This is a genomic window from Novosphingobium sp. PhB57 (assembly GCF_004342985.1).
Taxonomy (GTDB): domain Bacteria; phylum Pseudomonadota; class Alphaproteobacteria; order Sphingomonadales; family Sphingomonadaceae; genus Novosphingobium.
Genome location: NZ_SMBO01000002.1, coordinates 654371 through 679269, shown reverse-complemented (window position 1 = coordinate 679269; position 24899 = coordinate 654371). Strand labels below are relative to the sequence as shown.

Annotated in this window: 22 protein-coding genes; 11 read left to right on the top strand and 11 right to left on the bottom strand. The window is 66.7% G+C overall.

The window, feature by feature from the left end; genetic code table 11:
- A partial coding sequence (locus EDF58_RS10875; RefSeq protein ID WP_132265242.1) for a helix-turn-helix domain-containing protein occupies positions 1–490 on the bottom strand: 490 nt, incomplete at its 3' end.
- A gap of 407 nt (positions 491–897) precedes the next feature.
- Between EDF58_RS10875 and EDF58_RS10870 the strand changes: the two genes are divergently transcribed.
- Complete coding sequence (locus EDF58_RS10870) at positions 898–1287, top strand: hypothetical protein (RefSeq protein WP_132265240.1); 390 nt, start codon at positions 898–900, stop codon at positions 1285–1287.
- Between the two features lie 173 nt (positions 1288–1460).
- Here the strand turns inward: EDF58_RS10870 and EDF58_RS10865 are convergent, their stop codons facing one another.
- Positions 1461–2135, bottom strand: a complete 675-nt coding sequence (locus EDF58_RS10865; RefSeq protein WP_132265239.1) for a response regulator transcription factor — start codon at positions 2133–2135, stop codon at positions 1461–1463.
- A 220-nt stretch (positions 2136–2355) separates the two neighbouring features.
- On the opposite strand from EDF58_RS10865, the gene EDF58_RS10860 reads away from it, so the two are divergent.
- Together EDF58_RS10860 and EDF58_RS10855 are read left to right on the top strand one after the other, a co-directional pair.
- On the top strand, positions 2356–3285 hold the full coding sequence (locus EDF58_RS10860; protein WP_132265237.1) for a UDP-2,3-diacylglucosamine diphosphatase: 930 nt from the start codon (positions 2356–2358) through the stop codon (positions 3283–3285).
- Positions 3282–4352, top strand: coding sequence for a glycosyltransferase family 1 protein (locus EDF58_RS10855; RefSeq protein ID WP_132265235.1), 1071 nt, complete (start codon positions 3282–3284; stop codon positions 4350–4352). Before EDF58_RS10860 ends, EDF58_RS10855 begins: the two co-directional genes overlap by 4 nt.
- A gap of 63 nt (positions 4353–4415) precedes the next feature.
- Here EDF58_RS10855 and EDF58_RS10850 read toward each other — a convergent pair whose 3' ends face one another.
- From EDF58_RS10850 to EDF58_RS10815, 8 genes are all read right to left on the bottom strand, one after another.
- Entirely contained in the window at positions 4416–5228 is an 813-nt protein-coding gene (locus EDF58_RS10850) for an IclR family transcriptional regulator (RefSeq protein ID WP_132265233.1), read from the bottom strand.
- Positions 5229–5236: 8 nt separating this feature from the next.
- Positions 5237–6256, bottom strand: coding sequence for an LLM class flavin-dependent oxidoreductase (locus EDF58_RS10845; protein WP_132265231.1), 1020 nt, complete (start codon positions 6254–6256; stop codon positions 5237–5239).
- A gap of 277 nt (positions 6257–6533) precedes the next feature.
- Positions 6534–7220 (bottom strand): phosphate regulon transcriptional regulator PhoB, encoded by a 687-nt coding sequence (gene phoB, locus EDF58_RS10840; RefSeq protein ID WP_086490131.1) that lies wholly within the window; start codon positions 7218–7220, stop codon positions 6534–6536.
- On the bottom strand, positions 7217–7912 hold the full coding sequence (gene phoU / locus EDF58_RS10835) for a phosphate signaling complex protein PhoU (RefSeq protein WP_132265229.1): 696 nt from the start codon (positions 7910–7912) through the stop codon (positions 7217–7219). Before phoU ends, phoB begins: the two co-directional genes overlap by 4 nt.
- A 128-nt stretch (positions 7913–8040) precedes the next feature.
- A complete protein-coding gene (gene pstB, locus EDF58_RS10830) occupies positions 8041–8802 on the bottom strand; it encodes a phosphate ABC transporter ATP-binding protein PstB (RefSeq protein WP_132265227.1) in 762 nt (253 codons plus the stop codon).
- A 4-nt stretch (positions 8803–8806) separates the two neighbouring features.
- Positions 8807–9739 (bottom strand): phosphate ABC transporter permease PstA, encoded by a 933-nt coding sequence (gene pstA / locus EDF58_RS10825; protein ID WP_132265225.1) that lies wholly within the window; start codon positions 9737–9739, stop codon positions 8807–8809.
- Positions 9732–11105 carry a phosphate ABC transporter permease subunit PstC gene (pstC, locus tag EDF58_RS10820; RefSeq protein ID WP_132265224.1) on the bottom strand — a complete coding sequence of 458 codons (1374 nt, stop codon included), beginning with the start codon at positions 11103–11105 and terminating at the stop codon, positions 9732–9734. Before pstC ends, pstA begins: the two co-directional genes overlap by 8 nt.
- Before the next feature lie 37 nt (positions 11106–11142).
- Entirely contained in the window at positions 11143–12186 is a 1044-nt protein-coding gene (locus EDF58_RS10815) for a substrate-binding domain-containing protein (RefSeq protein ID WP_132265222.1), read from the bottom strand.
- 593 nt (positions 12187–12779) lie between these two features.
- Between EDF58_RS10815 and EDF58_RS10810 the strand changes: the two genes are divergently transcribed.
- Entirely contained in the window at positions 12780–14234 is a 1455-nt protein-coding gene (locus EDF58_RS10810; protein ID WP_347812885.1) for a porin, read from the top strand.
- 51 nt (positions 14235–14285) lie between these two features.
- Here the strand turns inward: EDF58_RS10810 and EDF58_RS10805 are convergent, their stop codons facing one another.
- Entirely contained in the window at positions 14286–15284 is a 999-nt protein-coding gene (locus EDF58_RS10805) for an ATP-binding protein (protein ID WP_132265220.1), read from the bottom strand.
- Positions 15285–15669: 385 nt separating this feature from the next.
- Here EDF58_RS10805 and zwf point away from each other — a divergent pair, with 385 nt between their 5' ends.
- The 7 genes from zwf to EDF58_RS10770 all read left to right on the top strand — a co-directional run bounded on the left by zwf (position 15670) and on the right by EDF58_RS10770 (position 24895).
- Positions 15670–17127, top strand: a complete 1458-nt coding sequence (gene zwf / locus EDF58_RS10800) for a glucose-6-phosphate dehydrogenase (RefSeq protein ID WP_279388319.1) — start codon at positions 15670–15672, stop codon at positions 17125–17127.
- A 248-nt stretch (positions 17128–17375) separates the two neighbouring features.
- The gene (gene edd, locus EDF58_RS10795) at positions 17376–19190 is read left to right on the top strand and encodes a phosphogluconate dehydratase (RefSeq protein WP_132265218.1); all 1815 of its coding nucleotides are present in this window, start codon (positions 17376–17378) and stop codon (positions 19188–19190) included.
- On the top strand, positions 19187–20191 hold the full coding sequence (locus EDF58_RS10790) for a glucokinase (RefSeq protein ID WP_132265217.1): 1005 nt from the start codon (positions 19187–19189) through the stop codon (positions 20189–20191). The genes edd and EDF58_RS10790 overlap by 4 nt, the downstream gene beginning before the upstream one ends.
- Positions 20188–20814, top strand: a complete 627-nt coding sequence (eda, locus tag EDF58_RS10785; RefSeq protein ID WP_132265215.1) for a bifunctional 4-hydroxy-2-oxoglutarate aldolase/2-dehydro-3-deoxy-phosphogluconate aldolase — start codon at positions 20188–20190, stop codon at positions 20812–20814. Before EDF58_RS10790 ends, eda begins: the two co-directional genes overlap by 4 nt.
- The gene (locus EDF58_RS10780; RefSeq protein ID WP_132265213.1) at positions 20811–23597 is read left to right on the top strand and encodes a phosphoenolpyruvate carboxylase; all 2787 of its coding nucleotides are present in this window, start codon (positions 20811–20813) and stop codon (positions 23595–23597) included. Before eda ends, EDF58_RS10780 begins: the two co-directional genes overlap by 4 nt.
- A gap of 161 nt (positions 23598–23758) precedes the next feature.
- On the top strand, positions 23759–24586 hold the full coding sequence (locus tag EDF58_RS10775) for a DUF2279 domain-containing protein (RefSeq protein WP_132265212.1): 828 nt from the start codon (positions 23759–23761) through the stop codon (positions 24584–24586).
- 24 nt (positions 24587–24610) lie between these two features.
- Positions 24611–24895: a hypothetical protein gene (locus EDF58_RS10770; protein WP_132265210.1), complete on the top strand. Its 285-nt coding sequence runs from the start codon at positions 24611–24613 to the stop codon at positions 24893–24895.
- The last annotated feature ends 4 nt before the right edge of the window (positions 24896–24899 follow it).

Below are 24899 nucleotides of genomic sequence, written 5' to 3'. Positions count from 1 at the left end.
GCTCCTCGGGAAAGCTGCGCCTGAGCCACCCCGCTATCTGTTCCGGAGACCATTTACGGCGCAGCTTGGCCGATACTGCCTGCGCCAGTTGCGGCGAACAAGCCAGCTTGCAGGGCTTGGGCCGCAAGGCACGATCCCATGCCGCCTGATCGGACGCGGTCGCCCGATAGCGTGCAAGGCCGCCGTTACGCCTGACTTCGCGACTGATCGTCGAAGGCGCGCGGCCCAGTCGCCGTGCTATCGCACGCAAGGGTTCACTGACGCTCAGGCCCCGGGATATCTCCTCCCGTTCGGCAAGGCTCAGCGCAAGGCGGCCACGTTTGCGATCGGTGGGCCTGATACCGCCGGTCGGCGAAATCACCGAAAATACCGACCATGACTCTCGATCAAACCTTCGCCCAATCGAACTCATCGATTCCCCGCGCTGCCAACGATCCCATATCTCCGCTCGCTGGCTGGCCGTGTAATAGATCCGACGACGCTGCTTCATCGCGACACTCCATCTTCCTCAAAAGATTAAAGTGTTGCCGCCACCCGTTGAACCCACCCCCCAAAGCCGACATTGCTGGGGCAACGTCAATACAGCCAATGGTGGCCTTATACAGAAACGGAGGGTATCGACACGGAATGGAAATGCCGCCGCTATCTGCGAATGAGGCCGTCCGTGGTCAGGGCGACTTCTATGTCGAACCCGACTGCTGCCTACTATGCGGAGTACCCGAGGACATCGCGCCGGAAATATTCCACACTGGGGAGCATCACTGTTTCATTGTCCGGCAACCCTGTTCGAGGAACGAGGTCGATAGAACGATACGCGCAATGTGGTCGAGTGAAGTCGATTGTGTCCGGTACGGCGGTCGCGATGCGACCATTCTTGAACGGCTAGCGCGGGCAGGAATGACCAGTCAAGCAGACCACGGCAACGCGACGAGCGTGTCGGTTCGCCTGCGAGATCAAGCGATCTTTGAAATGCCGGATGGCGCTAGGCTCACAAACGCCGATCAGGTCGCTGCCGCTTTTCGCGACGATATGCGCGCCAAGGGTAACAAGGTCCTTCCTGCTCTGCTCGGAAAGCGATCCGTATGGGTGTCGTGGTTTCGGAACCGCTTTCACCTCGTGCGCTTCGCCGATGCGGGGCAAGGGAGGATTGTGGCCTACTTACGATGGACGATAGCCGCTCAGGGTCTTGCATGGCAGGTCGATGACTGGCTTCGCGCGCAGTCAATCGAGAACATTCGGTGGGAAACATCGGGCGATCCTACATCGGCCAGCCCCACCCCGATGTGATGCTGCGAACAGCCAAACGCTGATGTCAGCTTCCCACCCAAAGCGGCCCTCTCACCCTTTGGCGTGAGGGGGTCGGACGCCCGCTGAACCCAGCGCGATGGCCCCACCCGGGGGGCAAGTTCGGAGCGAACGGAATAGACGAAAGCGGCGCGTCAGGTGGCCTGGCCGAACCCTCAGATCGCGTCGAACACATACCCCAGCGAGCGCACGGTGCGCAGGGGATTGCCCGCGCCCACGCCCTTGAGCGCGCGGCGCAGGCGGCCGATCCAGACGTCCACCGTGCGTTCGTCGACGGCGGGTTCCTGCTTGCCCAGTGCCGCGATGAGCTGCGTGCGGGTGAAGACGCGGCCGGGATGCTCGATGAAATAGCGCAGCAGGCGCAGTTCGTTGGGCATCAGCGAGATCGGCTTGCCCTGCCAGCGGGCCTGGAACGCGGCGACATCCACGGAAAGCTCGCCTTGCGCCAGCACGCGGCCGTTGGCGGTGTCCTGTTCGCTGATATTCGCGCCCAGCACGCGGTCGAGCAGCGCCGAGCGGGTCAGCGGGCCGACCATGTAGTCGTCCGCGCCCATGCGCAGCGCGCGCTTGCGGTCGTCGACATTGTCCTCTTCCAGCACGATCGTGACGTGGGCGTGGCTGGTCAGGCTATCCGCGCGCAGGCGGCGGCAGAGTTCCAGCCCCGACATCTCGGGCAGCACCCAGTCGATGAAGACCCAGAGCGCCCCTTCGATCAGCGGCAATTCGGCAAAGTCGGTCCAGCGATGAAGGACGACATCGAAATCGTCGTGCCGGAACGCCGCGAGACCACCCGAAAGTTCACTCGCCAGCAATATGTCGATCCGCCGCATGGCCCCCTGCCTGATTACCCCCAAACCGGGACTACGCGCGGCTAATTGCCGCGCCAGTGTGACGAACAAGTGACATATCGATGACTTGCGGCGGAAAAGATCGAGCAGCGAAAACATCGCGCCGGCCCCTTCGGCACCTGTCACGGAAGTGACCCGCAACCGTCACGGGCGCGCAACGGGAAAATGCCATTATCCCGGCAACTGGAACGGGGGCGCAACGATGCGGAAAGACGTGGACACCCTTCTCGAACACGCCACTGCCGGAAATGGCGGAAACAATACGGGCTTTGCCGGAACGAACATCCCGGCCTGGCTCGACTTGCCGGATCCCAAGGGCTTCCGCCCCAAGCGCAAGTACGAAACCATCTGGATCTCGGACGTGCACCTGGGCACGCGCGGCTGCAATGCCGAGATGCTGGTGGACTTCCTGCGCTCGGTGGAATGCAAGACGCTCTACCTCGTCGGCGACATCGTCGATGGCTGGCGGCTGCGCAAGGGCTGGTACTGGCCGGACGCCCATAACGAAGTGATCCGCCGCATCCTCAAGATGGCACATCGCGGCACCCGCGTGGTCTTCGTCGCGGGCAACCACGACGAAATGCTGCGCGACTATGCCGGGCTCACTTTCGGCGGCGTGGAACTGGTGCTGGAAGCGGTGCACGAAACGCTCGACGGCCGCCGCCTGCTGGTCACGCATGGCGACGCCTTCGACGGCGTGGTGCTCTATGCCAAGTGGCTCGCCTTCCTGGGCGACAAGGCCTACGGCGCGCTGCTTCGGGCCAACATCATCTTCAACGCGGTGCGCCGCAAGCTGAAGATGCCGTACTGGTCGCTCTCGGCCTACATGAAGAAAAAGGTCAAGAACGCCGTCCAATACGTCTGCAGCTACGAGGAAGCGGTCGCTGGCGAGGCGATTTCGCGCGGGTTCGACGGCGTGGTCTGCGGCCATATCCATTGCGCGGAAATCCGCCAGTTCGGCGGCATCACTTACTACAACGACGGCGACTGGGTGGAAAGCTGCACCGCGCTGGTCGAGGATCTTCAGGGCCACATCGCGATCATCGACTGGATCGCGGAAACCGGCGGCAACACCGCGGAAGGCGTCGAGGCGATCCACCACGAAGCCGCCCATCACGAGGCCGCCGAGTGAAGCTGACCCTGGCGACCGACGCCTGGCTTCCCCAAGTCAACGGCGTCGTCCGCTCGCTTTCGGCCACGCTCGACGAGCTGACCCGGCGCGGCCATGAGGTGGAAACGCTCACGCCGGACCGCTTCTTCACCGTACCGATGCCGGGATACGCCTCGATCCGGCTGGCCATGGCACCGCGCTTCGGGGTGCGCCGCATGCTCGACAAGGCGCAGCCGGAGATCGTCCATATCGCCACGGAAGGTCCGATCGGCTGGGCGGCGCGCGGCTGGTGCCTTTCGCGCGGGGTGCCGTTCACTTCGGCATTCCATACGCGCTTTCCCGAGTATGCCGCCGTGCGCACCGGCCTCAGCGCCGAGCGCTTCTGGCCGATCATGCAGCGCTTCCACGCGCCCAGCCAGGCCGTGCTCGTCTCTACCGACAGCCTGGCCGAGGAACTGGCGGGACGCGGCATCGGCCATACCCGCCGCTGGAGCCGCGGCATCGACCAGGCGCAGTTCAAGCCCGAAGGCGCGCGGCACCCGGCCATGGCCGCCCTGCCCGGCCCGGTGCTGCTGAACGTCGGCCGCGTGGCCCCGGAAAAGAACCTCGACGCCTTCCTCGACGCCGATGTGCCGGGCAGCAAGGTCGTGGTGGGTGATGGCCCCGCGCTCGAAAGCCTGAAGCGCCGCCATCCCGACGTGCTGTTCCTCGGCGCGCTGTCCGGCGAGGAACTGGCAAGCGCCTATCGCGCCGCCGATTGCTTCGTGTTCCCCAGCCTTACCGATACTTTCGGTCTCGTCGTCATCGAGGCGCTGGCCTGCGGCACCCCGGTTGCGGCCTTCCCGGTGACGGGTCCGGTCGACATCCTGGGCCGCGACGGCTGCGGCGTGGACGAGGGGCTGGAAGCGCCGGCCGGCGCGGTAGACACGGTGCTGGAACGCGCCATAGCAACCGCACTGGCAGTGCGCCGCGAAGATGCCGCCCGGCTGGGCGCGCGCTTCTCCTGGCAGCGCGCGACCGACCAGTTCCTCACGACCATCCAGGGCGCGCTGGAAGCCTCGGAACGCCCGACCCGCGCCGCGGCCTGACAGCGCGACAGTTCCGGGAAGACCGGCTTCCCCGGCGAACCCGCTTCGGCCCGGCCGGCCCGTTCAGCGAAACCCCAGGCTGCGCGATATGTCGGCAGCTTCCTTGCGCACGCGCACGGCGAGGTCTTCCAGCCTGTGCTGCGCGCGCGGCGTGGGCGCTGCGACCACCAGTGCGCCCAGCACCAGCCCGGCGGCATCGCGGATGGCGGCCGCAGTGCCGGTCACCCCTTCCGCCGCCTGGTCGACCGTCTGGGCCACGCCCTGATCGCGGGCCGTCGCCACCGCCTCGCCCAGAGCCAGCGGGTCGACCAGCGTAGCCGGCGTGAAAGCCTCCGCTTCGAAGCGGCGCAAGTAGCTCTCCACCGCTTCCGGCGAGCATGTCGCCAGCAGCGCACGGCCCCCGGCCGTGGCGTAGAGCGGCCGCCGGTCGCCCACGCTGACCGAATAGCGCACGACATTGCGGCTTTCGATCATGTCCACATAAGTCAGCTGGTCGCCTTGGGCGTCGCCGACGGCGAACAGCACGGTCTCCCCGGTTTCCGCGCAAAGGCGGCGCATGCCGTCGCGAATCAGGTCCGAGCTTTGCAGGCGCCGCCGCGCCTCGGTGAGCGCACTGCCCAGCCCGAAGGCGCCGGGGCCAAGCCGCCAGGAGCCTTCGGCGGCGATCACGAAATCCTCGTCGGCCAGCCCGCGCAGCAGCGCTGCCAGACTGCTTTTCGGCGTGGCGAGGCGGCGGCTGAGGTCGGCCAGCGAAACCGGCTCGCTGCTGGCGCAGAGCGCCTCCAGCAGCCGGACCACGCGCGTGACCGACTGGGGAGAAGCAGCGCGCGCCGCGCTTTCGGGAACTGCTGCGTCCTGATGCGTAACCGTGTTCAAGCCTGCCCTCACCGAAATGCCGGGATCACTTCATCCGCGAAGGTCCGGGCATAGGCAAGGAAGCGCTCGGCCGGAAGCCCGGGCGGCATCATCATGGTGAAATGCTCGACCGGCGCCTTGGCCCGTATCACCCGGAAGCGCTCCACCGCTTCGGCCGGGGTGAGGATCTGCAGTGCGCCGCTGCGCTTGAAGGTATCGAGGTCCATCGGCTTCATCACCGCATCCTCGGCGCTGCCCCCGATACCGAGGGCCCTGTCCTCAGCCATCCAGGCCGCGTAGCTATTGCTCACATGGTGGTAATAGGGCGCCAGTTCCTCCATCGCCGCCGCCTTGTCATGCGCGACGACGAGCATCAGTTCCTGCAGCCAGATCCTGGCCCCCGCCGGATCCTTGCCCTGCTCTTCCAGCTTGGCGCGGTACAGCGGCCAGATATCGGGGTTGCCGAAGTAGCCATCGCCATAGCGGGCCACCCGTTCCACGGCCTTGGGCGCGAAACCGCCGATGTAGAGCGGCACTTGCCCGCGGCTGGACAGCGCCGCCACGCGGGCCCCCTCCAGCCGGAAATGACGGCCTTCGAAATCCACCGTCTCGCCGGCCCAGAGCCGGCGCACCACTTGCAGGAATTCGTCGAACCGCGCGCCGCGGCGGGTGAAGTCCAGGCCGTGCGCCGCATATTCCCGGGCGCGGTAGCCGATTGCCAGTCCCATCGCCAACCGCCCGCCGGAGAGCGTGTCGAGCACCGCGCAGTCTTCGGCAAAGCGCAGCGGCTCGTAGAGCGGGCCGAGCGCGATGCCGCCGCCGATCCGCATCCGCCTGGTGCGCGCCGCTATGGCGCCGAGCACGACGAGCGGCGAGGTCATGTAACCATCTTCGGCAAGGTGATGCTCGGGCACCCAGGCGCCATCGAAACCGAGCGCTTCGGTCTCGGCAATGACGTCCAGCGTCTCGGCGTAAAGCGCCTCGGGCGCGCGGCGCCAGGGCGCCGGATTGCGGAAGTCGTATAAGTAGCCGAAGCCTAGCTCGCCCATCGCGTCCTGTCCCGTCCGTTCCGGGCACAAGCCTAGCGAGGGGCGGCGCAGCGGCAAGGCGCGGGGGCGATGAGTCCGCAGGCCGCGCGCGGTTTATGGGGAGCAGCTTATCGGCTCGGGCCAAGTCCGCCCATCGCCGAAGACAGCGTCCGATTGCTCGCGGACGCAGATGCCCCGGCATTTTCCGCGGTGATCCGCGAAGCCGCCTGCCCTCGCAGGAACGGCGGGACCAGGCGGCGGGCAGAGCGGCTGTCGATGGCCGCCCTGCCCCGCCCGATCAGGTCACGTCCATCGCGTAGCCGGCGGCGCGGACGGTGCGGATGGGATCGGTGTCGCCGTCGCGGTTGATCGCCTTGCGCAGGCGGCGGATGTGAACGTCCACGGTGCGCTCGTCGATGTCGGAATCCATGCCCCAGACGCCGTCGAGGATCTGCTGGCGCGAGACCACCCGATTCGGACGTTCCATGAAGTAGCGCAGCAGGCGGAACTCGGTGGGGCCGAGGTGCAGCGCCTCGCCCGAGCGGCGGACGCGGTGGCTGGTGGCGTCCAGCTCGATATCGCCCCACTGGAGCACGTTGCCGGCCAGCGAGGGCCGTGCGCGGCGCAGCAGTGCCTCGATGCGGGCAAGCAGCTCGCGCGGGGAGAACGGCTTGGTGACGTAATCGTCGGCGCCGGTCTTGAGGCCGCGGATGCGGTCCTCTTCCTCGCCGCGGGCGGTCAGCATCAGGATCGGGATCTGCGCCGTGTCCTTGTCCTTGCGGAGCTGGCGGCAGACTTCGATGCCCGGCACATGCTCGATCATCCAATCGAGGATGATGGCGTCAGGCGCCTGTTCCTGCACCATCAGCAGCGCTTCCTCGCCATCGCTGGTGCTGCGCACCTGATAGCCTTCTGCGCTGAGGTTCCAGGTGAGCAGTTCGCAGAGCGCGCGGTCGTCTTCGACGACGAGAACGGAGGGGTTCACGGCAGGTCCCTTGTATCGTCGGTCTGGCTGTCGCGCTCGGCGTGGTATTCGCCGGTCGCGGCATAATAGACCATTTCGGCGACGTTGGTCGCGTGATCGCCGATGCGTTCGAGGTTGCGGGCGATGAAGAGGAGCTGCGCGGCGCTGGAGATCGTCGCCGGGTTCTCCATCATGTGAGTCAGCAGCGAGCGGAACAGCGTGTTGTAGAACTGGTCCAGCTTCTCGTCGCGGCGGATCACTTCCTGCGCCAGCGCGGCATCGCGCGAGCCATAGGCATTGAGCACGTCGCGGACCATGCCCTCGGCGATCTCGGCCATCATCGGCACGAGTTCGAGCGGCTCGATCTTGCCGCGGTTTTCCAGCGCATTGACGCGCTTGGCGATGTTCTTGGCATAGTCGCCGATGCGCTCGATCACGCCCGAGATCTTCAGCGCGGCGATCACGTCGCGCAGATCGTCGGCCATGGGTGCGCGCAGGGCGATCGTGCGGACGGCCAGGCGGTCCACTTCGGCCTCCAGCGCATCGAGGCGGGCGTCGGCGGCGACGACTTGCGCGGCCAGTTCCTCGTCATGATGCGACAGCGCGATGATGGCGTCGCGGATGGCGACTTCGGCGAGGCCGCCCATCTCGGCGACCAGGCCGCGAAGCTGCCCGATCTCGCTGTCGAAGGCCTTGACTGTATGATCGACCATTTGGTGTCTTCCCTGAGTGTCCCTGACTTATAGCACCGGCTTCGCAGTCTGTTCGGAAAATGCCCGCTGGGCCTTTTCGTCCCGGCGCCGGCCGCGAAACGCGCCTTGCGGCGAATTTCGAACCGACCTCAGCCGTAGCGGCCGGTGATGTAGTCCTTGGTCTTTTCCTCGCGCGGGGTGGTGAATATCTGGCTGGTGTCGCCGTATTCCACCAGGTTGCCCAAGTGGAAGAACGCGGTGCGCTGCGACACGCGGGCCGCCTGCTGCATCGAGTGCGTGACGATGACGATGGCGTAAGTGTCCTTCAGCTCGTCGATCAGTTCCTCGATACGCGCGGTGGCGATCGGATCGAGCGCGGAGCACGGCTCGTCCATCAGGATGACTTCGGGGCTGACGGCAATGGCGCGCGCAATGCAGAGGCGCTGCTGCTGGCCGCCGGAAAGGGCGGTGCCGGCATCATGCAGGCGGTCCTTCACTTCGTCCCACAGGCCGGCCTTGGTCAGGGCGTTCTCGATGATCCCGTCCATGTCCGCCTTCGACGGCGCCAGGCCGTGGATGCGCGGACCGTAAGCGACGTTCTCGTAGATCGACTTGGGGAACGGGTTCGGCTTCTGGAACACCATGCCCACGCGGGCGCGCAGGGCAACGGGGTCCATCGCGGCGGCGTAGATATCCTCGCCGTCGAGCAGGATCTCACCGGTGACGCGGGCGTCGGCGATGGTGTCGTTCATGCGGTTGAGCGAACGCAGGAAGGTCGACTTGCCGCAGCCCGAAGGCCCGATGAAGGCAGTGACGAGCCCGTTGTCGATTTCGATCGAGACGTCGTTGATGGCCTTCTTGGGGCCATAGAAGACGTCGACGTTGCGGGCGGTGAGTTTGGCTTTTGTCATGTCCCTACCAGCGGACTTCGAACTTGTTTCGAAGGTAAATGGCCAGACCGTTCATCGCCAGCAGGAAGATCAGCAGGACGATGATGGCCGCGGATGTGTTCTGGACGAAACCGGATTTGATCTCGTCAGACCACAGGAAGATCTGCATCGGCAGCACGCTGGAGGGATCGGTGATCCCGCCCGGCGGCGTCACGACGAAGGCGCGCATGCCGATCATCAGCAGCGGCGCCGTCTCGCCCAGGGCGCGGGCCATGCCGATGATCGTGCCGGTGAGGATGCCGGGCAGCGCGAGCGGCAGGACGTGGTGGAACACGGTCTGCATCTTGCTGGCGCCGATCGCGAGGGCCGCGTCGCGGATCGAGGGCGGAACCGCCTTGATCGCGTTGCGGCCGGAAATGACGATGACCGGCATCGTCATCAGCGCCAGGGTCAGGCCGCCGACCAGCGGCGAACTGCGCGGCATGCCCAGGGTGTTGATGAACACCGCCAGGCCGAGCAGGCCGAAGATGATCGAGGGCACGGCCGCCAGGTTGTTGATCGACACTTCGATCCATTCGATCCACCGGCTGCGCGGGGCGAATTCCTCGAGGTAGATCGCCGCCAGCACGCCCATCGGGAACGAGAGCAGCAAAGTGACGAGCATCGTCAGCAGCGAGCCCTTGGCCGCGCCCCAGACGCCGGCGATGTCGGGATCGGTCGAGTCGGAGCCGGACAGGAAATTCCAGTCGAGACCGCCGAGGCCGTTCTTCAGCATGATCACCAGCAGCAGCGCCAGGAAGGCGAGGCTGAGGGCGATCGCGCCGAGGCCGATCAGCTTGAAGCGGCGTTCGGCGGCGTTGCGACGGGCGATCCGCCGCTTGGCCTCCGGCGTTTGCCACCGCGCGTTGCCGAGGGGCTCGATGCCCGAGCGCGCGTTACTGAGACCTGCGTTACTCATAAGCTTCCCGGAAGCGCTTCACGACGCGGAGCGCGATGATGTTGAGGATCAGCGTGACGATGAACAGCACCAGGCCCAGCGCGAAGGCGGAGAGCGTCTTGGGGCTGTTGAACTCCTGGTCGCCGGTCAGCATCTGGACGATCTGATAGGTGACCGTGGTCATCGAATCGAAGGGGTTCAGCGAGAGCCGCGCGGCGGCGCCCGCGGCCATGACCACGATCATGGTCTCGCCGATGGCGCGGCTGACCGCCAGCATCACGCCGGCGACGATGCCGGGCAGCGCGGCGGGGAGCAGCACCTTCTTGATGGTCTCGGACCGGGTGGCGCCCATCGCCAGCGAACCGTCGCTCATGGCGCGGGGCACGGCGGCGAGCGCATCGTCGGCCATCGAGGAAACGAAGGGGATGATCATCACCCCCATCACCACGCCGGCCGCCAGCGCGCTCTCGGTCGAGGGGTTGGCCATGCCGAGCGAACCCGCAAAGTCGCGGAAGATCGGCGCCACCGTCAGCGCGGCGAAGTAGCCGTAGACCACGGTGGGAATGCCGGCCAGGATCTCGAGCATGGGCTTGAGCCACTTGCGCACGGTGCTGGAGGCATATTGCGTGAGGTAGACCGCGCTCATCAGGCCGAGCGGGATCGCCACGATCATGGCGATGATCGCACCGATGTAGATCGTGCCCCAGAACAGCGGCACCGCACCGAAGCTGTCGGCAAGGTTATCGCTGCGCGCATTGCCCGGCGACCAGTGGATGCCGGTGAGGAAATCGATCGGCGAGACGTCGCGGAAGAACAGTCCGGCCTCGAACAGCAGCGAGCCGACAATGCCGAACGTGGTGAGGATCGCCATCAGCGAGGCGATCAGCAGCAGCGCCAGAATGCCGCGCTCCACCTGGGTGCGCGCCGGGAAGTTCGCCCGGATGCGGGTGAAGGCCCAGCCGCCGCCGGCCAGGGCAACGATCGCCACCAGGAGCGCGCCGATCAGGCCGAAGCGCGAATGGGCGTCGCGCACCGGCACGGACATGGCGTTCGACAGCGGGTTGAACGCCACCGTGTCGGGATTGTCGGCAATGGCCTTGGCTTCGGCGAGGATCGCCGCGCGGCTCATCGGGTCTGCGGGAAGCTGGGCTGCCGCGGGGTCGGCCATGACCGCCCCGTCGACAAGACCCGGCATGATCGCCTGCCACGCGCCCCAGGCGATCAGCGCCGGGACGACGATCCACAGGGCGACGTGCCATGCGTGATAGCCGGGCATCGAATGCATCGTGCCGCGGCCGGTATGGAGCAGCCGGGCCCGGCCCCGTGCGGCAAACCAGCCGACGAGACCGAGGCCGAGGACGGCCAGAAGTACTCCGGTAAGAATCATGTATGGCCGCCCTTCGCGTCCCTGCCCGCTAAGGGGATTACTTCAGAACCGAGGGATCGAGCGGAGTCATCTTGGCGACGATGTCGGCGCTCTTGGCGCGAACGTCGTCAGGCGAGATCACCATGCCCTTGGCCTTCAGGGCACCATCGGGACCCCAGGACTTGGCCCATTCGGCCACGTAGCCCTGCAGGCCCTTGATCGGGGCGAGGTGCTGCTTCTTCACGTAGATGTAGAGCGGACGCGCGCCGGGGTACGAGAAGTCGGAGATCGAGGCGTAAGTCGGCACGATGCCGGACATCGGGATGCCCTTGATGGTGCCCGCGTTCTCTTCGAGGAAGGAGAAGCCGAAGATGCCGATCGCCTTGGGATTCTGCGAGATCTTCTGGACGATCAGGTTGTCGTTCTCGCCGGCGTCGACATAAGGACCATCCTCGCGGATGTCGTGGCAGGTCGCCTCGTACTTGTCCTTGTCGCTGTCCTTCAGCGCGGCGGTGGCGGCATCGGTCTTGCAGCCCGCTTCAAGGATCAGTTCCTTGAGCGCATCGCGCGTGCCCGAGGTCGACGGCGGGCCGTAGACGAGGATCGGTTCGGCCGGAAGCGAGGGGTTCACGTCTTTCCAGGTCTTGGCGGTGTTCGGCTTGCCGAAGGGATTGGCCGCCAGCGCCTTGTAGATGTCGGCAGGCGTCAGCTTCATGTTCGGGCCGCTCTTGCCTTCTGCAAAGGCGATGCCGTCGATGCCGACCTGGATCTCGACGATCTCGGTCACGCCATTCTTGACGCATTCGTCGTATTCCGACTTCTTCATGCGGCGCGAGGCGTCTTCGATGTCAGGGTGCTGGGCGCCGACGCCGGCGCAGAACAGCTTCATGCCCGCACCGGTGCCGGTCGATTCGATGACCGGCGACTTGCCGCCGGCCTTGGCGAACTGCTCGGCCACGGCGGTGGCGAAAGGATAGACGGTGGAGGAACCCACGGCCCGCACGAAATCGCGCGAGCCCGCAGTCGAGCCGCCCGATCCGCCGCAGGCGCTCAGAGCCAGGACGGAGGCAGCGGCGAAGATGATGGTCTTGGTCGAACGCATGGTTTTAACCCCTTGGGCTTTCATTCTCCGACGCCCCTATTGGGGTAGGATGACACTTCCATGACAATGAAGTGACATAACTCGCCAAGTCACGCAAATCCGGGCGGTTCGCAGCTCCATACCTCTTTCGGGCGAGCTTGGCCAAACCCCATTTGCGCCCAGGTCCCTCCTGTCGGGCGTGGCCATGCCGCCCGACCGGGTAATGTCATGAAAGCGTCCGCGGACGGCCCCACCTTCCCGCTTCATGGAGTCGGGTTGCGACCCGGCGCCCTCCGTGCGCGGTGTGTCGGGATTGTTTCCCGGCCATGTCGATGAGAAACTTTGCCGCGACTCGGATCGCTCCGGCGCCGCCCCTGCGGATGCCGGTCGTTTCGGGGACTGGCTTGCGCCTGTCTCGATTCGGACTTGCGGAATTCACCGGGTCAGGGGGCTTGGGCACACTAACCTGTAACGGGCGGTCGAATCGCCCGGACGAAGCGCTGATACTGATCGTCATATTCGTCACATTCACCGTCACATTAGTCATCAAACTGTCATTGAACGGCAATAATCGGCCTCGTCGCGCCCGGCACATCGGTGCAGCGCTTAGGAGAATGCCTGATATGCGTCTCATCATGGCCAGCGCGACCGCGGTCGCCGTCGTTCTTTCCGCACCGGGCGCCCATGCCCAGGCCATCTCGGCGCAGGAGGCCGAGGAACTGCGGGCGCAGATCCGCACGATGAAGGCGCAGATGGAAGCCATGGAAGCGCGGCTCAACGCCGCCGCGCCCGGCGGCGGCGCCCCCGACGCAGCCACCATTGCCGGATCCCCCGCCGGTCCAGGATCGCAGCCGGCCCCTGCCGCGGCGCTCGCTGCCGGAACTGCAGGATCCGCCGGCACGGCCAAGGCCAAGGACGACACCGCCATCGAGTGGAAGGGCAGCCCCCAGTTCGCCAAGGGCGACAACCTCTTCAAGGTCAAGGGCCGCATCCAGGCGGACGCCAACTACGTGGGCGCGCCGAAGGGCCTCCACGACAAGGGCCTCGGCTTCTCCAGCGAGATGCGCCGCATCCGCCTCGGCGCGGAAGGCGCCATCGGCGCGGGCTTCGACTACAAGCTGGAACTCGAACTTTCCGACAACGCCGTCGACCTCGTCGACACATATGTCGGATACCACACCGGCCCCTGGCAGATCCGGCTGGGCAACCAGAACTCGTTCCAGTCGCTGGACGAACTGACCGGCGACACCAGCGGCAGCGTGATGGAACGCGCCGCCTTTACCGACGCCTTCAACTTCGAGCGCCGCCTGGGCATGGCGTTCCAGTACAACAAGGGCCCTTGGCTGGCGCAGGCGGGCGTCTTCACTGACGATATCGGCGCACTCTCCAACAGCAACGACGGCGAGAACGGCGGCGACGAGAACAACAGCTTCGGCCTCGACGGGCGCCTGGCGTTTTCGCCCAAGGTGGGCGACTTCCAGCTCCACTTCGGCGGCTCGGCCCACTGGCGCCGGCTCGGGCGCCTGGCGGACAGCGACACGCGCTACCGCCAGCGGCCCTATGTGCATTCCACCAATACCCGCGTGATCGGCACCCCGGCGATGAACGTCTCGGAAGAAGATCACTACGGTTTGGAATTCGCCGCGATCCGGGGCCGCTGGCATGCGGCGGCCGAGTATCACGTGCTCACCGCCGACCGCCTCGACGCTTCCACCGTCACTTTCCAGGGCGCTTATGCCGAGACCGGCATCTTCCTTACCAAGGGCGACCACCGGGGCTTCAAGGAGGGCATCTTCCGCGTCGAGAAGCCTGCCCACCCGCTGGGCCAGGACGGCTTCGGCTCGGTCCTGCTCACGGTGCGCTACGACTGGCTGGACCTCAACGACCGCGACATTCGCGGCGGCACCCAGAACGGCTATATCGCCGCGCTCGTCTGGGAACCGATCCAGAACCTGCGCTTCAACGTGAACTACGCGCTCCTGGCCTATACCGGCGCCACGCCCACCACTTCGGGCAAGACCGACTACGACGCACAGGTCGTGGGCACGCGGTTCGAACTGGACTTCTAAAGGCCGAACTTGCCTGGCCTGGCCAGCCGGTCAACCAGCCGGCCAGACGCCTCAGGCGCCGGCCTCTTCCTTGCGGAGCGGCAGCATCAGCGAGGCGGTCGTGCCCATGCCGGGGCGGCTGTCGATATCGAAGCGGCCGCGATGGCGCTCGACGATATGCTTGACGATCGACAGCCCCAGCCCGGTCCCACCGACCATGCGGCTGCGGCTGGTGTCCGCCCGATAGAAGCGCTCGGTCACGCGGGGCAGGTGCTCGGGCGAGATGCCGTCGCCGTGGTCGCTGACAGTGACGAGCAGCCAGCCGGTCGGCGTCGATTCGAGGCCAACGTCCACCGGACCGCCCTGCTTGCCGTACTTGAGCGAGTTGTCGATGAGGTTGCGCAGCACTTGCGCCAGTTGCCCGCGATCGCCGGTGACGACGGCGTTGTCCCCGTTCGAATGGACGGTGATCTGCGCATCGCCCCGCGCCTCGCCCGCGATTTCCTTCGCCAGCGCCACCATCTCCACCCGCTCCGAGGGAACCTCGTGCTTCACCGCCTCGATCCGCGAGAGCGACATCAGGTCCGAGATCAACGCCTGCATGCGCTGCGCCTCGTGGCGGATGGTGTCGAGGAAGCGCGTGCGCACGCTCTCGTCGCCGCCGGCCTTGGGATTGTGCAGCGTCTCCACATAGCCGAGCACGTTGGCGAGCGGGGTGCGCAGTTCATGGCTGGCATTGGCGACGAAATCGGCGTGCGACTTGGCGACGCTGACGCGTTCCGACAGGTCGTAGAGGCTGACCAGGCGGTCCGTCGCCGAAACCACGCGGCAATCCACTTCCCAGACGCTGCCGCCGGTGGAAAGCCCGGAGACGCGGGCGATACCGCCCTCCTCGCTGAGAATCGCGCCCACGGCCCGCGGTTCGCGAATGGCGATACGCACGTCCTGCCCCACGATATGCGCTCCCAGAAGCGCCCGGGCGGCGCTGTTGGCGAAGCGGACCTGCCCGCGCGAGACCATCATCGCCGGGGTCTGGAGGTGTTCGAGGAGGTGGGTGCCGTCACCGGCCATGATCGTGCTTCCTGTTCTTCGCCCGGATTGCCTCTCCGATGCGGACTGTCGAGGCCGTTAGCGCGGCTGCTGATCGTTCTCCATGCCCTTACCTGACGACAGGACAAAGACGCCATCGCAACGAACTTGCGGAAAATACCGGGATCACCCGATGCCAAATGCGCTTGCGGCCACTTCTCCTGTTCAATCCGTGCAAACGAGGTTGAGGTTTTGCGCGCTCTCGCCTAGCACGTCGCACGCAGTCCGTGTCATGCTGCAACCGCGAAGAGAGGCAGCTCTTCCTCGCGGGAAGGTATGACAGGGAACGCAGGAGGAGGAGCCCGTCGATCCCCGGCGGAAAATGACCCTATAGGTGGATAAACCCCCAGAAGGTGGACAGCGCCAAGTGACCAATTCCATTTCCGCTCCATTCACGTCAGACCGACTGCTCCTGTTCGGCGCGACGGGCGATCTCTCCCGCCGCATGCTGCTTCCCTCGCTCTGCGCCCTCGATGCGGAGGGCCTGCTGGACCCCAAGGTCGAGATCATCGGCACGGCCCGGTCCGAGCATGACGACGCCGAGTTCCGCAATTTCGCGCGGGCCTCGCTCGAACAGTTCCTGCCCGCCGAACGGCGCGGCGGCATGGCGCGCTTCCTCAACCGGCTGTCGTACCAGACGCTGGACGCCAACCAGATGGAAGGCTTCAACGCCCTGGCCGCCAAAGTCGGCCAGCCGCAGGACGGCCTCTCGATCTTCCTCTCCACGGCGCCCAGCCTGTTCGAGCCGACCATTCGCGGCCTTCAGGCCAGCGGCCTGGCCGGCGAGAACGTGCGCATCGGCCTGGAAAAGCCGCTCGGCATCGATCTTGCCTCCAGCAAGGTCATCAACGACGCCGTCGCCCGTGCTTTCCCGGAAGACCGCATCTTCCGCATCGACCACTACCTGGGCAAGGAAACCGTCCAGAACCTGCTGGCGCTGCGCTTCGCGAACCTGATGTTCGAACCGCTGTGGAACGCGGCGCATATCGACCATGTGCAGATCACCGTGGCCGAGACCGTCGGCCTTGAATCGCGCGTGGCCTATTACGACGATTCGGGCGCGCTGCGCGACATGGTGCAGAACCACATGCTCCAGCTGCTCGCGCTCGTCGCGATGGAGCCGCCGGTCAGCTACGACGCCACCAGCGTGCGCGACGAGAAGGTGAAGATCCTGCGCAGCTTGCGCAAGGTTGCCGCCAACGAGACGGTCACCGGCCAGTACCGCGCCGGCGCCATCGGCGGCCAGGCCGTGCCGGGCTATGACGACGAACTCGGCAAGGATTCGAACACCGAGACTTTCGTCGCGATCAAGGCGCATATCGACAATTGGCGCTGGCAGGGCGTGCCCTTCTATCTGCGCACCGGCAAGCGCCTGCCCAAGCGCACGACCGAGATCGTCGTGCAGTTCCGCGACGTGCCGCACTCGATCTTCCACGGCCGCGGCGCCCGCACGGTGCCCAACCGCCTGGTCATCGGCATCCAGCCGAGCGAGAACATCACGCTTTCGCTCATGGCCAAAGTGCCGGGGCTGGACCGCAACGGCTTCGGCCTGCGCTCCATCCCGCTCGCCATCACCATGCCCGACGCTTTCGCCGGCCCGCAGCGCCGCATCGCTTACGAGCGCCTGCTGCTCGACCTGATCGAGGGCGAGCAGACGCTGTTCGTCCGCCGTGACGAGGTGGAAGCGCAGTGGGAGTGGATCGACGCCATCCGCGCCGAGTGGGAAGACCAGGGCCAGGAGCCGAAGACTTATACCGCCGGAAGCTGGGGTCCCTCCGCCGCCATCGCCCTCGCCGAGCGCGACGGCGTCACTTGGCACGAGTGATCGCGCATGCGTGATCGGGCTCCAGCAAGGCAGCCGGCGCGGGCATGAACCCGGCACGCACCCTATATGACCGGGTGCGTGAACGGTCCTCCATGCCCGGCCGCGTGAAATTCCCCCGCAAACCGGTGGAAGATATGTGTTGACACCGGTTACCTGAATGCCTTCAAGCCCCGCTCGGGAGAACCCGCAAGCGGCGGCTTCGGGAGGCTGAGACAAAAAAGACAGACGGAAAGTGCAGGAGTAACCCCATGAGCAACCTCAGCCCGGTGGTCGCCCGCGTGACCGATCGCATCATCGAACGATCGAAGCCCAGCCGCGCCCGCTACCTCGCCCTGGTCGAGCGCGAAGCCGGCCGTCATTCGGACCGATCGTTCCTTTCGTGCTCGAACCTCGCGCACGGATTTGCCGCCAGCGGCGAAGACAAGCCCGCCATCGCCACCGGCAAGGCGATCAACGTCGGCATCGTCACCGCCTACAACGACATGCTCTCGGCCCATCAGCCTTATGGCCGCTATCCGGAGCAGATGAAGCTCTACGCCCGCGAAGTGGGCGCGACCGCGCAAGTCGCGGGCGGCGTGCCCGCCATGTGCGACGGCGTGACCCAGGGCTTCGACGGCATGGAACTCTCGCTGTTCAGCCGCGACACCATCGCCCTGTCCACCGCCGTCTCGCTCAGCCACGCGATGTATGACGGCATGACCCTGCTGGGCATCTGCGACAAGATCGTGCCGGGCCTGGTCATGGGCGCGCTGCGCTTCGGCCACCTGCCCGCCGTGTTCATTCCTTCGGGCCCGATGCCCAGCGGCATTTCCAACAAGGAAAAGCAGAAGGTCCGCCAGCTCTATGCAGAGGGCAAGGTCGGGCGTGAGGAGCTGCTGGCCAGCGAAAGCGCCTCCTATCACTCGGCGGGCACCTGCACGTTCTACGGCACGGCCAACTCCAACCAGATGATGATGGAGATGATGGGCCTGCACATGCCCGGCGCCGCCTTCGTGCCGCCCGGCACCTCGCTGCGCCAGGCCGTGACCCGCGCCGCCGTCCACCGCGTGACCGAGATGACCCGCAAGGGCGACGACTTCCGGCCGATGGGCCACCTCGTGGACGAAAAGGCGATCGTCAACGCCATCGTCGGCCTGCTCGCCACCGGTGGATCGACCAACCACGCGATCCACCTGCCCGCCATGGCCCGCTGCGCCGGCATCCAGATCGACTGGCAGGACTTCGACGAGCTTTCCGCCGCCGTCCCGCTCATCACCCGCGTCTACCCCAACGGTTCGGGCGACGTGAACCACTTCCACGCCGCCGGCGGCATGGGCTGGGTGGTGCGCGAACTGCTGGATGCGGGGCTCGCGCATGAGGACATCCTCACCGTCTCGAAGGACGGCATGCGCGCCTATGCCACCGAGCCGACGCTCGACGACGGCGAACTCAAGTGGAAGCCCGCCCCGACCATCAGCGGCGACGATGCCATGCTGAGCACGGTGGCAAAGCCCTTCCTGCCCGACGGCGGCATGCGCCTCGTCTCCGGCAACGTCGGGCGCGCCACGTTCAAGACCAGCGCGGTCGACCAGGAGCGCTGGACCATCGAGGCACCGTGCCGCGTGTTCGAAACGCAGGAAGCCGTCATCAACGCCTTCAAGGCGGGCGAGCTTGACCGTGATGTCGTGGTGGTCGTGCGCCACCAGGGCCCGCGCGCCAACGGCATGCCCGAGCTGCACAAGCTGACGCCGCCGCTGGGCGTGCTGCAGGATCGCGGCTTCAAGGTGGCACTGGTCACGGACGGCCGCATGTCGGGCGCTTCGGGCAAGGTTCCTGCCGCGATCCACGTCACCCCGGAAGCCCTGGCGGACGGCCCCATCGCCTATCTCCAGGACGGCGATATCGTGCGCCTCTCGGCCGAGGACGGCACGCTTTCCACCACCGCCGACCTCTCGGGCCGCACCCCCGCGCCGCTGCCCGCGCCTGCCGAGGGCATGGGCCGCGAACTCTTCGCGATGTTCCGCATCAATGCGGGCGGCGCCGAACAGGGCGGTTCCTCGATGCTGGAGGTCGCGGGCCTGTGAGTGCGGCTGAGACAACCGAACTCGTCGCCGTCGATATCGGCGGGACGCACGCCCGCTTCGCGCTGGCCTCGGTAGACGGCCAGGGCCGGATCACGCTGGGCGAACCCGTCACCCTGCACACCAGCGAACACGGCAGCTTCCAGCTGGCCTGGCAGGCTTTCCGCGAGCGCAATGGCGGGCATCTGCCCGATGCCATCTCGATCGCGATAGCCGGCCCGGTCGGCGGCGAGGTGATCCGCTTCACCAACAACCCCTGGATCATTCGCCCCGCGATGATCCCCGAGAAGATGGGCGTCGAACACTATACCGTCGTCAATGACTTCGCGGCGGTCGCCTATGCCGTGGCGCTGGCGCCGGAAGACCAGTTCCTGCACCTGGCCGGGCCGGAAGGGCCGCTGCCCGCCACCGGCACGCTCAGCGTGCTCGGCCCGGGCACCGGGCTCGGCGTCGCGCACTTGTGGCGCAACGGGCTGCCGCACGGCCAGGGCGGATTCTACCATGTGCAGGCCACCGAAGGCGGCCATGTCGACTATGCCCCGCTCGACCTGATCGAGGATGCCGTGCTCGCGCGCCTGCGCAAGCGCCACAACCGCGTCTCGGTGGAGCGCGTCGTCTCCGGCCCGGCCATCGTCGACATCTACCAGACGCTCGCCGCCATGGAGAACCGCGCCGTCCACGACCTGACCGACGTGGAGATCTGGACCGCCGGCACCAACTACGAAGACCCGCTGGCCGCCGCCGCCGTGGACCGTTTCTGCCTCTCGCTGGGCAGCGCGGCGGGCGACTATGCGCTGGCGCATGGCGCCGGCGGCGTCGTCATCGCCGGGGGCCTCGGCTACCGTATCCGCGAAACCATTCTGTCCTCGGGCTTTTCGGAGCGCTTCCGCGCCAAGGGGCGCTTTGCCTCGATGATGGCGCAGATCCCCGTCAAGCTCATCACTCACCCGCAGCCCGGCCTCTACGGCGCGGCTGCCGCCTATGTCAGGGAGCACGTCCAATGAGCAGCCCGTCCGAAGCCGTCGAAAAGGTCATGCGTCTGGCCCCGGTGATCCCGGTGCTGGTGATCGAGGATATCGAACACGCCCTGCCGATCGCCGAAGCCCTCGTCGCCGGCGGCCTGCCCGCGCTTGAGGTGACGCTGCGCACCGAATGCGCGATCGAGGCGATCAAGATCATGAAGCAGGTTCCCGGCGCCGTGGTCGGCGCGGGCACCGTGCTTTCGCCCGACGACCTCAAGCGCTCGATCGATGCGGGCGCCGAGTTCATCGTCTCGCCCGGCCTCACGCCGATGCTGGCCGAAGCCGCCTACAAGTCGCAGATCCCGTTCCTGCCCGGCACCGCCAATGCCAGCGACGTGATGTTCGCGTTGGAATGCGGGTTCGACCGGCTGAAGTTCTTCCCCGCGATGGCGGCGGGCGGACCTTCGGCGCTGAAGGCGATCGCCGCGCCGCTGTTCAAGGCGAAGTTCTGCCCCACCGGCGGCGTGACGCCCCAGAACGCGCCGGAATGGCTCGCCCTCGATGCCGTGCTCTGCGTCGGCGGCAGCTGGATGGTTCCCAAGGGCAAGCCGGACGTCGCCGCGATCGAGACGGCGGCCCGCGCGGCAGCAGGGCTCGCCCAGTGAGCGGGGCGGCTCTGACCACCGTCGAGGACCTCGACAAGCGGCTCCAGGAACTGCACGTCCTCACGGCCCAGACGCCGCTCTACAACCCGGTCTTCCAGCTCGGCCTCGAACTGTCGCGGCGGCTGGAAACCGGCGAGATGAGCCTCGATCATATCGAGGCTCTCGTCGCCGAGATGGAGTGCGAGGGCCTGCGCGCCCGTGCCGCCCGTCTCGACCGGCTGCTCGCCCCCGTCGGCCTTGCCGAGAACGACGCACGGATCGACGCGGCGGCCGAGGAGGACGACTTCACCGCCTTCGCCGTCCGCTGGCAGCGCCCGGCCGCCCATGTGGTCTTCACCGCGCACCCCACGTTCCTGCTCTCCACCGCGCAGACCGAGGCCGTGGCCGTTTCGGCCTCGAACGGCGATTTCAGCGACGCCACGGTCTGTGCGGCATCTTCCGACCGCGACCAGATCACGCTCGACTACGAGCATGACAAGGCGATGGAAGCGATCGCGCGCGGTCAGAAGGCCCGCGACCGCATCAACGCCCGCCTCTTCGACATTGCCGCCGCCCGCTGGCCGAAGCGCTGGCGCGGGCTGAACCCGATGCCGGCGCGCTTCGCCTCCTGGGTCGGCTACGACATGGACGGCCGCACCGATATCGGCTGGTCCACCTCGATCCGCTACCGCCTTCAGGAAAAGGCGCTGCGCCTCGCCGGCTATGCGGAAAGCCTCATGCAGGCCGCGCCGGACATCGCGCAGAAGCTGGCCCGCGCGGGCAAGCTGACCGAGGACATGGTCGCCCGTTTCGCCGCCGATCTTTCCTCGCCGGAGGCGCTTTCGGAAGCCGCCAACGCGCTGACCGCAGATCATGCCGACCGGCTGGTCAGCCTGGAAGGGGTCATCACCGCGCTGGAAAACGAAGCGCGCCATGCCGATCAGGAAATCGCGCGCACCCTGCTCGTGACCGCCGCCGCCATGCGGGCGGACGGCCTGGGCATGGGCTGGATCCACTTCCGGGTGAACGCCTCCCAGCTCCAGAACGCGATCCGTCTGCGCATCGACCCGGAAGGCAAACTTTCGCTCGCCAGCCAGGCCGCGCTGGTGCGCATGCGCGAGTTGCTGGCCGAAGTCGTGCCGCTCAAGTCCAACTTCGCCGCGCTCGCCATCGAGAATTCCACCGCCGTGCGCCAGTTCCTGGCCATGGCGCAGATCCTGGCCCATATCGACGCCGATGCGCCGATCCGCATGCTCGTGGCCGAGTGCGAGGAACCGACGACGATCCTGGCCGCGCTCTATTTCGCGCGCATGTTCGGGATCGACGACAAGGTGGACGTCTCGCCGCTGTTCGAGACCGAAAGCGCGCTGGAACATGGCGGCCGCTTCGTCGATGCCGTGCTGGCAGAGCCTGCCTACCGCGACTATGCGCGCAAGCGCGGCCGCGTCTCGATCCAGACCGGCTTCTCGGACGCAGGCCGGTTCGTGGGACAAGTGCCCGCCGCGCTCGCCATCGAGCGTCTTCAGGGCCGCTTGTCCGAAGCCATGGTGGCCAACGGCCTCACCGACGTTTCGGCGCTGATCTTCAACACCCACGGCGAATCGATGGGCCGCGGCGCTCATCCTTCCAGCATCAAGGACCGCTTCCAGTGGCCGATGTCGCCCTGGGCACGCCGCCGCTTCCTGCGCGCCGGCATCCGGCTGGAACCGGAAGTCTCGTTCCAGGGCGGGGACGGCTACCTCTGGTTCGGCTCGGACGAACTGGCCCTCGCCACGCTCACGCGCATGGCCGAAATGCCGCTCTGGGGCGCCGATGCCGATGCGCCCACCGATCTGTTCTACCGCCGCACCGATCTCAGCCTCGATTTCTACCGGGCGATCCGCGGCGTCCAGCACGAGCATCTCGAAAGCGCGACTTATAGCCGCGCGATCACCGCTTTCGGGCTGGGCCTGCTCAACGATACCGGCAGCCGCAAGTCGCGCCGCCAGTCGGACCTCGCTTCCGACCGTTCGATGAGCCTGCGGCAGATCCGCGCGATCCCGCACAACGCCATCCTCCAGCAGCTCGGCTACCCGGTGAACGTGATCGCCGGGATCGGCACCGCCTCCGACGGCAACCGCGAGGAAATTGCCGTGCTCCTGCGCGAAAGCGAGCGCGGCCAGCAACTCATGCGGTTGGCGCGCAGTGCCAATGCGCTGGCCTCGATCAAGACCGTGGCGGCTTATGGCGAGCTGTTCAATTCCGCCTACTGGGCGAGCCGCCCCTATCGCGGCGACGAACAGTACATCGCCGAGGCCTGCCTGAAGCTGGCCGAATACCTGACCAAGGACGATCGCACCGGCGTGTTCCGCCGCCTCGCCTCGCGCCTGCGCGTCGACGCGATGAAGCTGCACTTCCTGCTCGACCTGCTGCCGGACGAAGCCCCGCTGCCGGACCGCGAGCACACTCGCCGCAGCCTGGGCGTGCTCCAGTCCCTGCGCATCGCCTTGTTCAAGCACATGTTCCTGCGCGCGGTGATGGTCCCGCCCTTCAGCCGCGCCAACGACATCAGCCGCGACGACGTGCTGGAGATGTTCTTCACCTTGCGCGTCGAGGATGGCCTGGCCCAGCTGCGCCGCGCCTTCCCCACCAGCTTCCCCTCGATCGACGACTTCAAGGTGGATTGCCCCAGCGACTACCCGGACTCGAGCGCGACCGGCTATACCCGCATCCACAGCGACTACATCGACCCGATCGCCCGCTCCTATGCCCTGTCCTTGCGGATCACCACGGCGCTGGCGAACGAGTTCGGCGCGCACGGCTGATCCGGCCAGGGTTCCGCCGGGCGGGGCGGGAGAGCGGCGATGCTCTCTCGCCCCGCCCGGCATATCCATGAAAGTCCTAGTTGAATTTCCGGTTTTTCGGGCGCCTACTCGCACCCGGTTGGTCGCACATCACGTCTGCTCCGGGGGGCCGGGGATGATGCATGCGCAACTTGCTTCTCGGTTCCTTGGTCCTGACCGCTTTCCTCGCCGCGCCCGCCAGGGCCCATGGCTTCGGCGAATGGCCCGATCTCGCCCCTGACGCCGAGGCAGACGCCAGCCTGGCGCAGTGGGATCTGGCCGATCTGGCCGAAGCTCGGGAACGCCCGCGCAGCCCGTTCGACACGCCGCCTTCCGGCGCGGAAACCGGCCAGGTTTCGCTGGAGGACCCGGGTGATGCGCCGCTCGTCAGGCCCAGCGGCGAACCCGGCGCCGGTCCGGGGGATCGCCTGCCGCCCATGCTCCCTGCCGAACTGCAGCCGCGCCGCTGGTCGGACCATGTGCCGCGCGCTTACGCCGCCAATCCCGACTTCCTCAGCCAGCTCGGCACGATCAAGTGGGAGACCCTGATCCTGCTCGGCTATTTCAGCCTCCAGAGCGGCAAGAAGCTGTTCCGCGAGACCACCAGCTTCCACTTCCACAACGAGGGCTGGTTCGGGAAGGACACCACCAACCTCGGCATCGACAAGCTCACTCATGCCTTCGACACGTACCTGATCGCCGAAATCCTGCACATGCGGCTCCACGACAAGACTCATGCCTCGCAAGGCGACGCGGTGACGGCGGCGATCCTCGCCTCGACTTTCATGGCGCTCAACGAGATTTCGGACGGGATCGAGACCGACAGCGGCTATTCGATGCAGGACATCACGATGAACCTGGTCGGCGCGGGCTTTTCGGTCCTGCGCAACACGGTGCCCGGCATGCGCGAGAAAGTCGCCTTCAAGATCGAGATCATCCCGGACGACAATATCTACAGCTATCGCGGCTAGGCCCATTATGCCCAGCAACGCTACATGCTCTCGTTCAAGGGGGCGGGTTTCGAAGCGCTGGAGCGCACGCCGCTGCGCTTCGTGGACCTGCAGGTGGGCTACTACGGCAGCGATTTCATGATCGACGACCGCCTGGCCGGCAAGGAACCCAAGCGCCACTTGTTCGTGGGCCTGGGCCTCAACCTCGGCGAACTGCTGTTCGGCCGCTCCCGCTCAAGGCTGGGCAAGGCGGGCTACACGGTGCTGGACTACTTCCAGGTGCCCTACACGTCGATCCGCTACGACACGACCGGGCACCTGGGGACCTGAGGCG

Coding starts and splice junctions, on each gene's coding strand:
- pstC (WP_132265224.1), bottom strand. CDS start 11,105: ATGATTCTTACCGGAGTACTTCTGGCCGTCCTCGGCCTCGGTCTCGTC.
- EDF58_RS10860 (WP_132265237.1), top strand. CDS start 2,356: ATGCGGAAAGACGTGGACACCCTTCTCGAACACGCCACTGCCGGAAAT.
- EDF58_RS10865 (WP_132265239.1), bottom strand. CDS start 2,135: ATGCGGCGGATCGACATATTGCTGGCGAGTGAACTTTCGGGTGGTCTC.
- EDF58_RS10870 (WP_132265240.1), top strand. CDS start 898: ATGACCAGTCAAGCAGACCACGGCAACGCGACGAGCGTGTCGGTTCGC.
- EDF58_RS10815 (WP_132265222.1), bottom strand. CDS start 12,186: ATGCGTTCGACCAAGACCATCATCTTCGCCGCTGCCTCCGTCCTGGCT.
- pstB (WP_132265227.1), bottom strand. CDS start 8,802: ATGACAAAAGCCAAACTCACCGCCCGCAACGTCGACGTCTTCTATGGC.
- EDF58_RS10770 (WP_132265210.1), top strand. CDS start 24,611: ATGCTCTCGTTCAAGGGGGCGGGTTTCGAAGCGCTGGAGCGCACGCCG.
- EDF58_RS10775 (WP_132265212.1), top strand. CDS start 23,759: ATGCGCAACTTGCTTCTCGGTTCCTTGGTCCTGACCGCTTTCCTCGCC.
- EDF58_RS10805 (WP_132265220.1), bottom strand. CDS start 15,284: ATGGCCGGTGACGGCACCCACCTCCTCGAACACCTCCAGACCCCGGCG.
- EDF58_RS10845 (WP_132265231.1), bottom strand. CDS start 6,256: ATGGGCGAGCTAGGCTTCGGCTACTTATACGACTTCCGCAATCCGGCG.
- phoU (WP_132265229.1), bottom strand. CDS start 7,912: ATGGTCGATCATACAGTCAAGGCCTTCGACAGCGAGATCGGGCAGCTT.
- edd (WP_132265218.1), top strand. CDS start 17,376: ATGAGCAACCTCAGCCCGGTGGTCGCCCGCGTGACCGATCGCATCATC.
- pstA (WP_132265225.1), bottom strand. CDS start 9,739: ATGAGTAACGCAGGTCTCAGTAACGCGCGCTCGGGCATCGAGCCCCTC.
- eda (WP_132265215.1), top strand. CDS start 20,188: ATGAGCAGCCCGTCCGAAGCCGTCGAAAAGGTCATGCGTCTGGCCCCG.
- EDF58_RS10810 (WP_347812885.1), top strand. CDS start 12,780: ATGCCTGATATGCGTCTCATCATGGCCAGCGCGACCGCGGTCGCCGTC.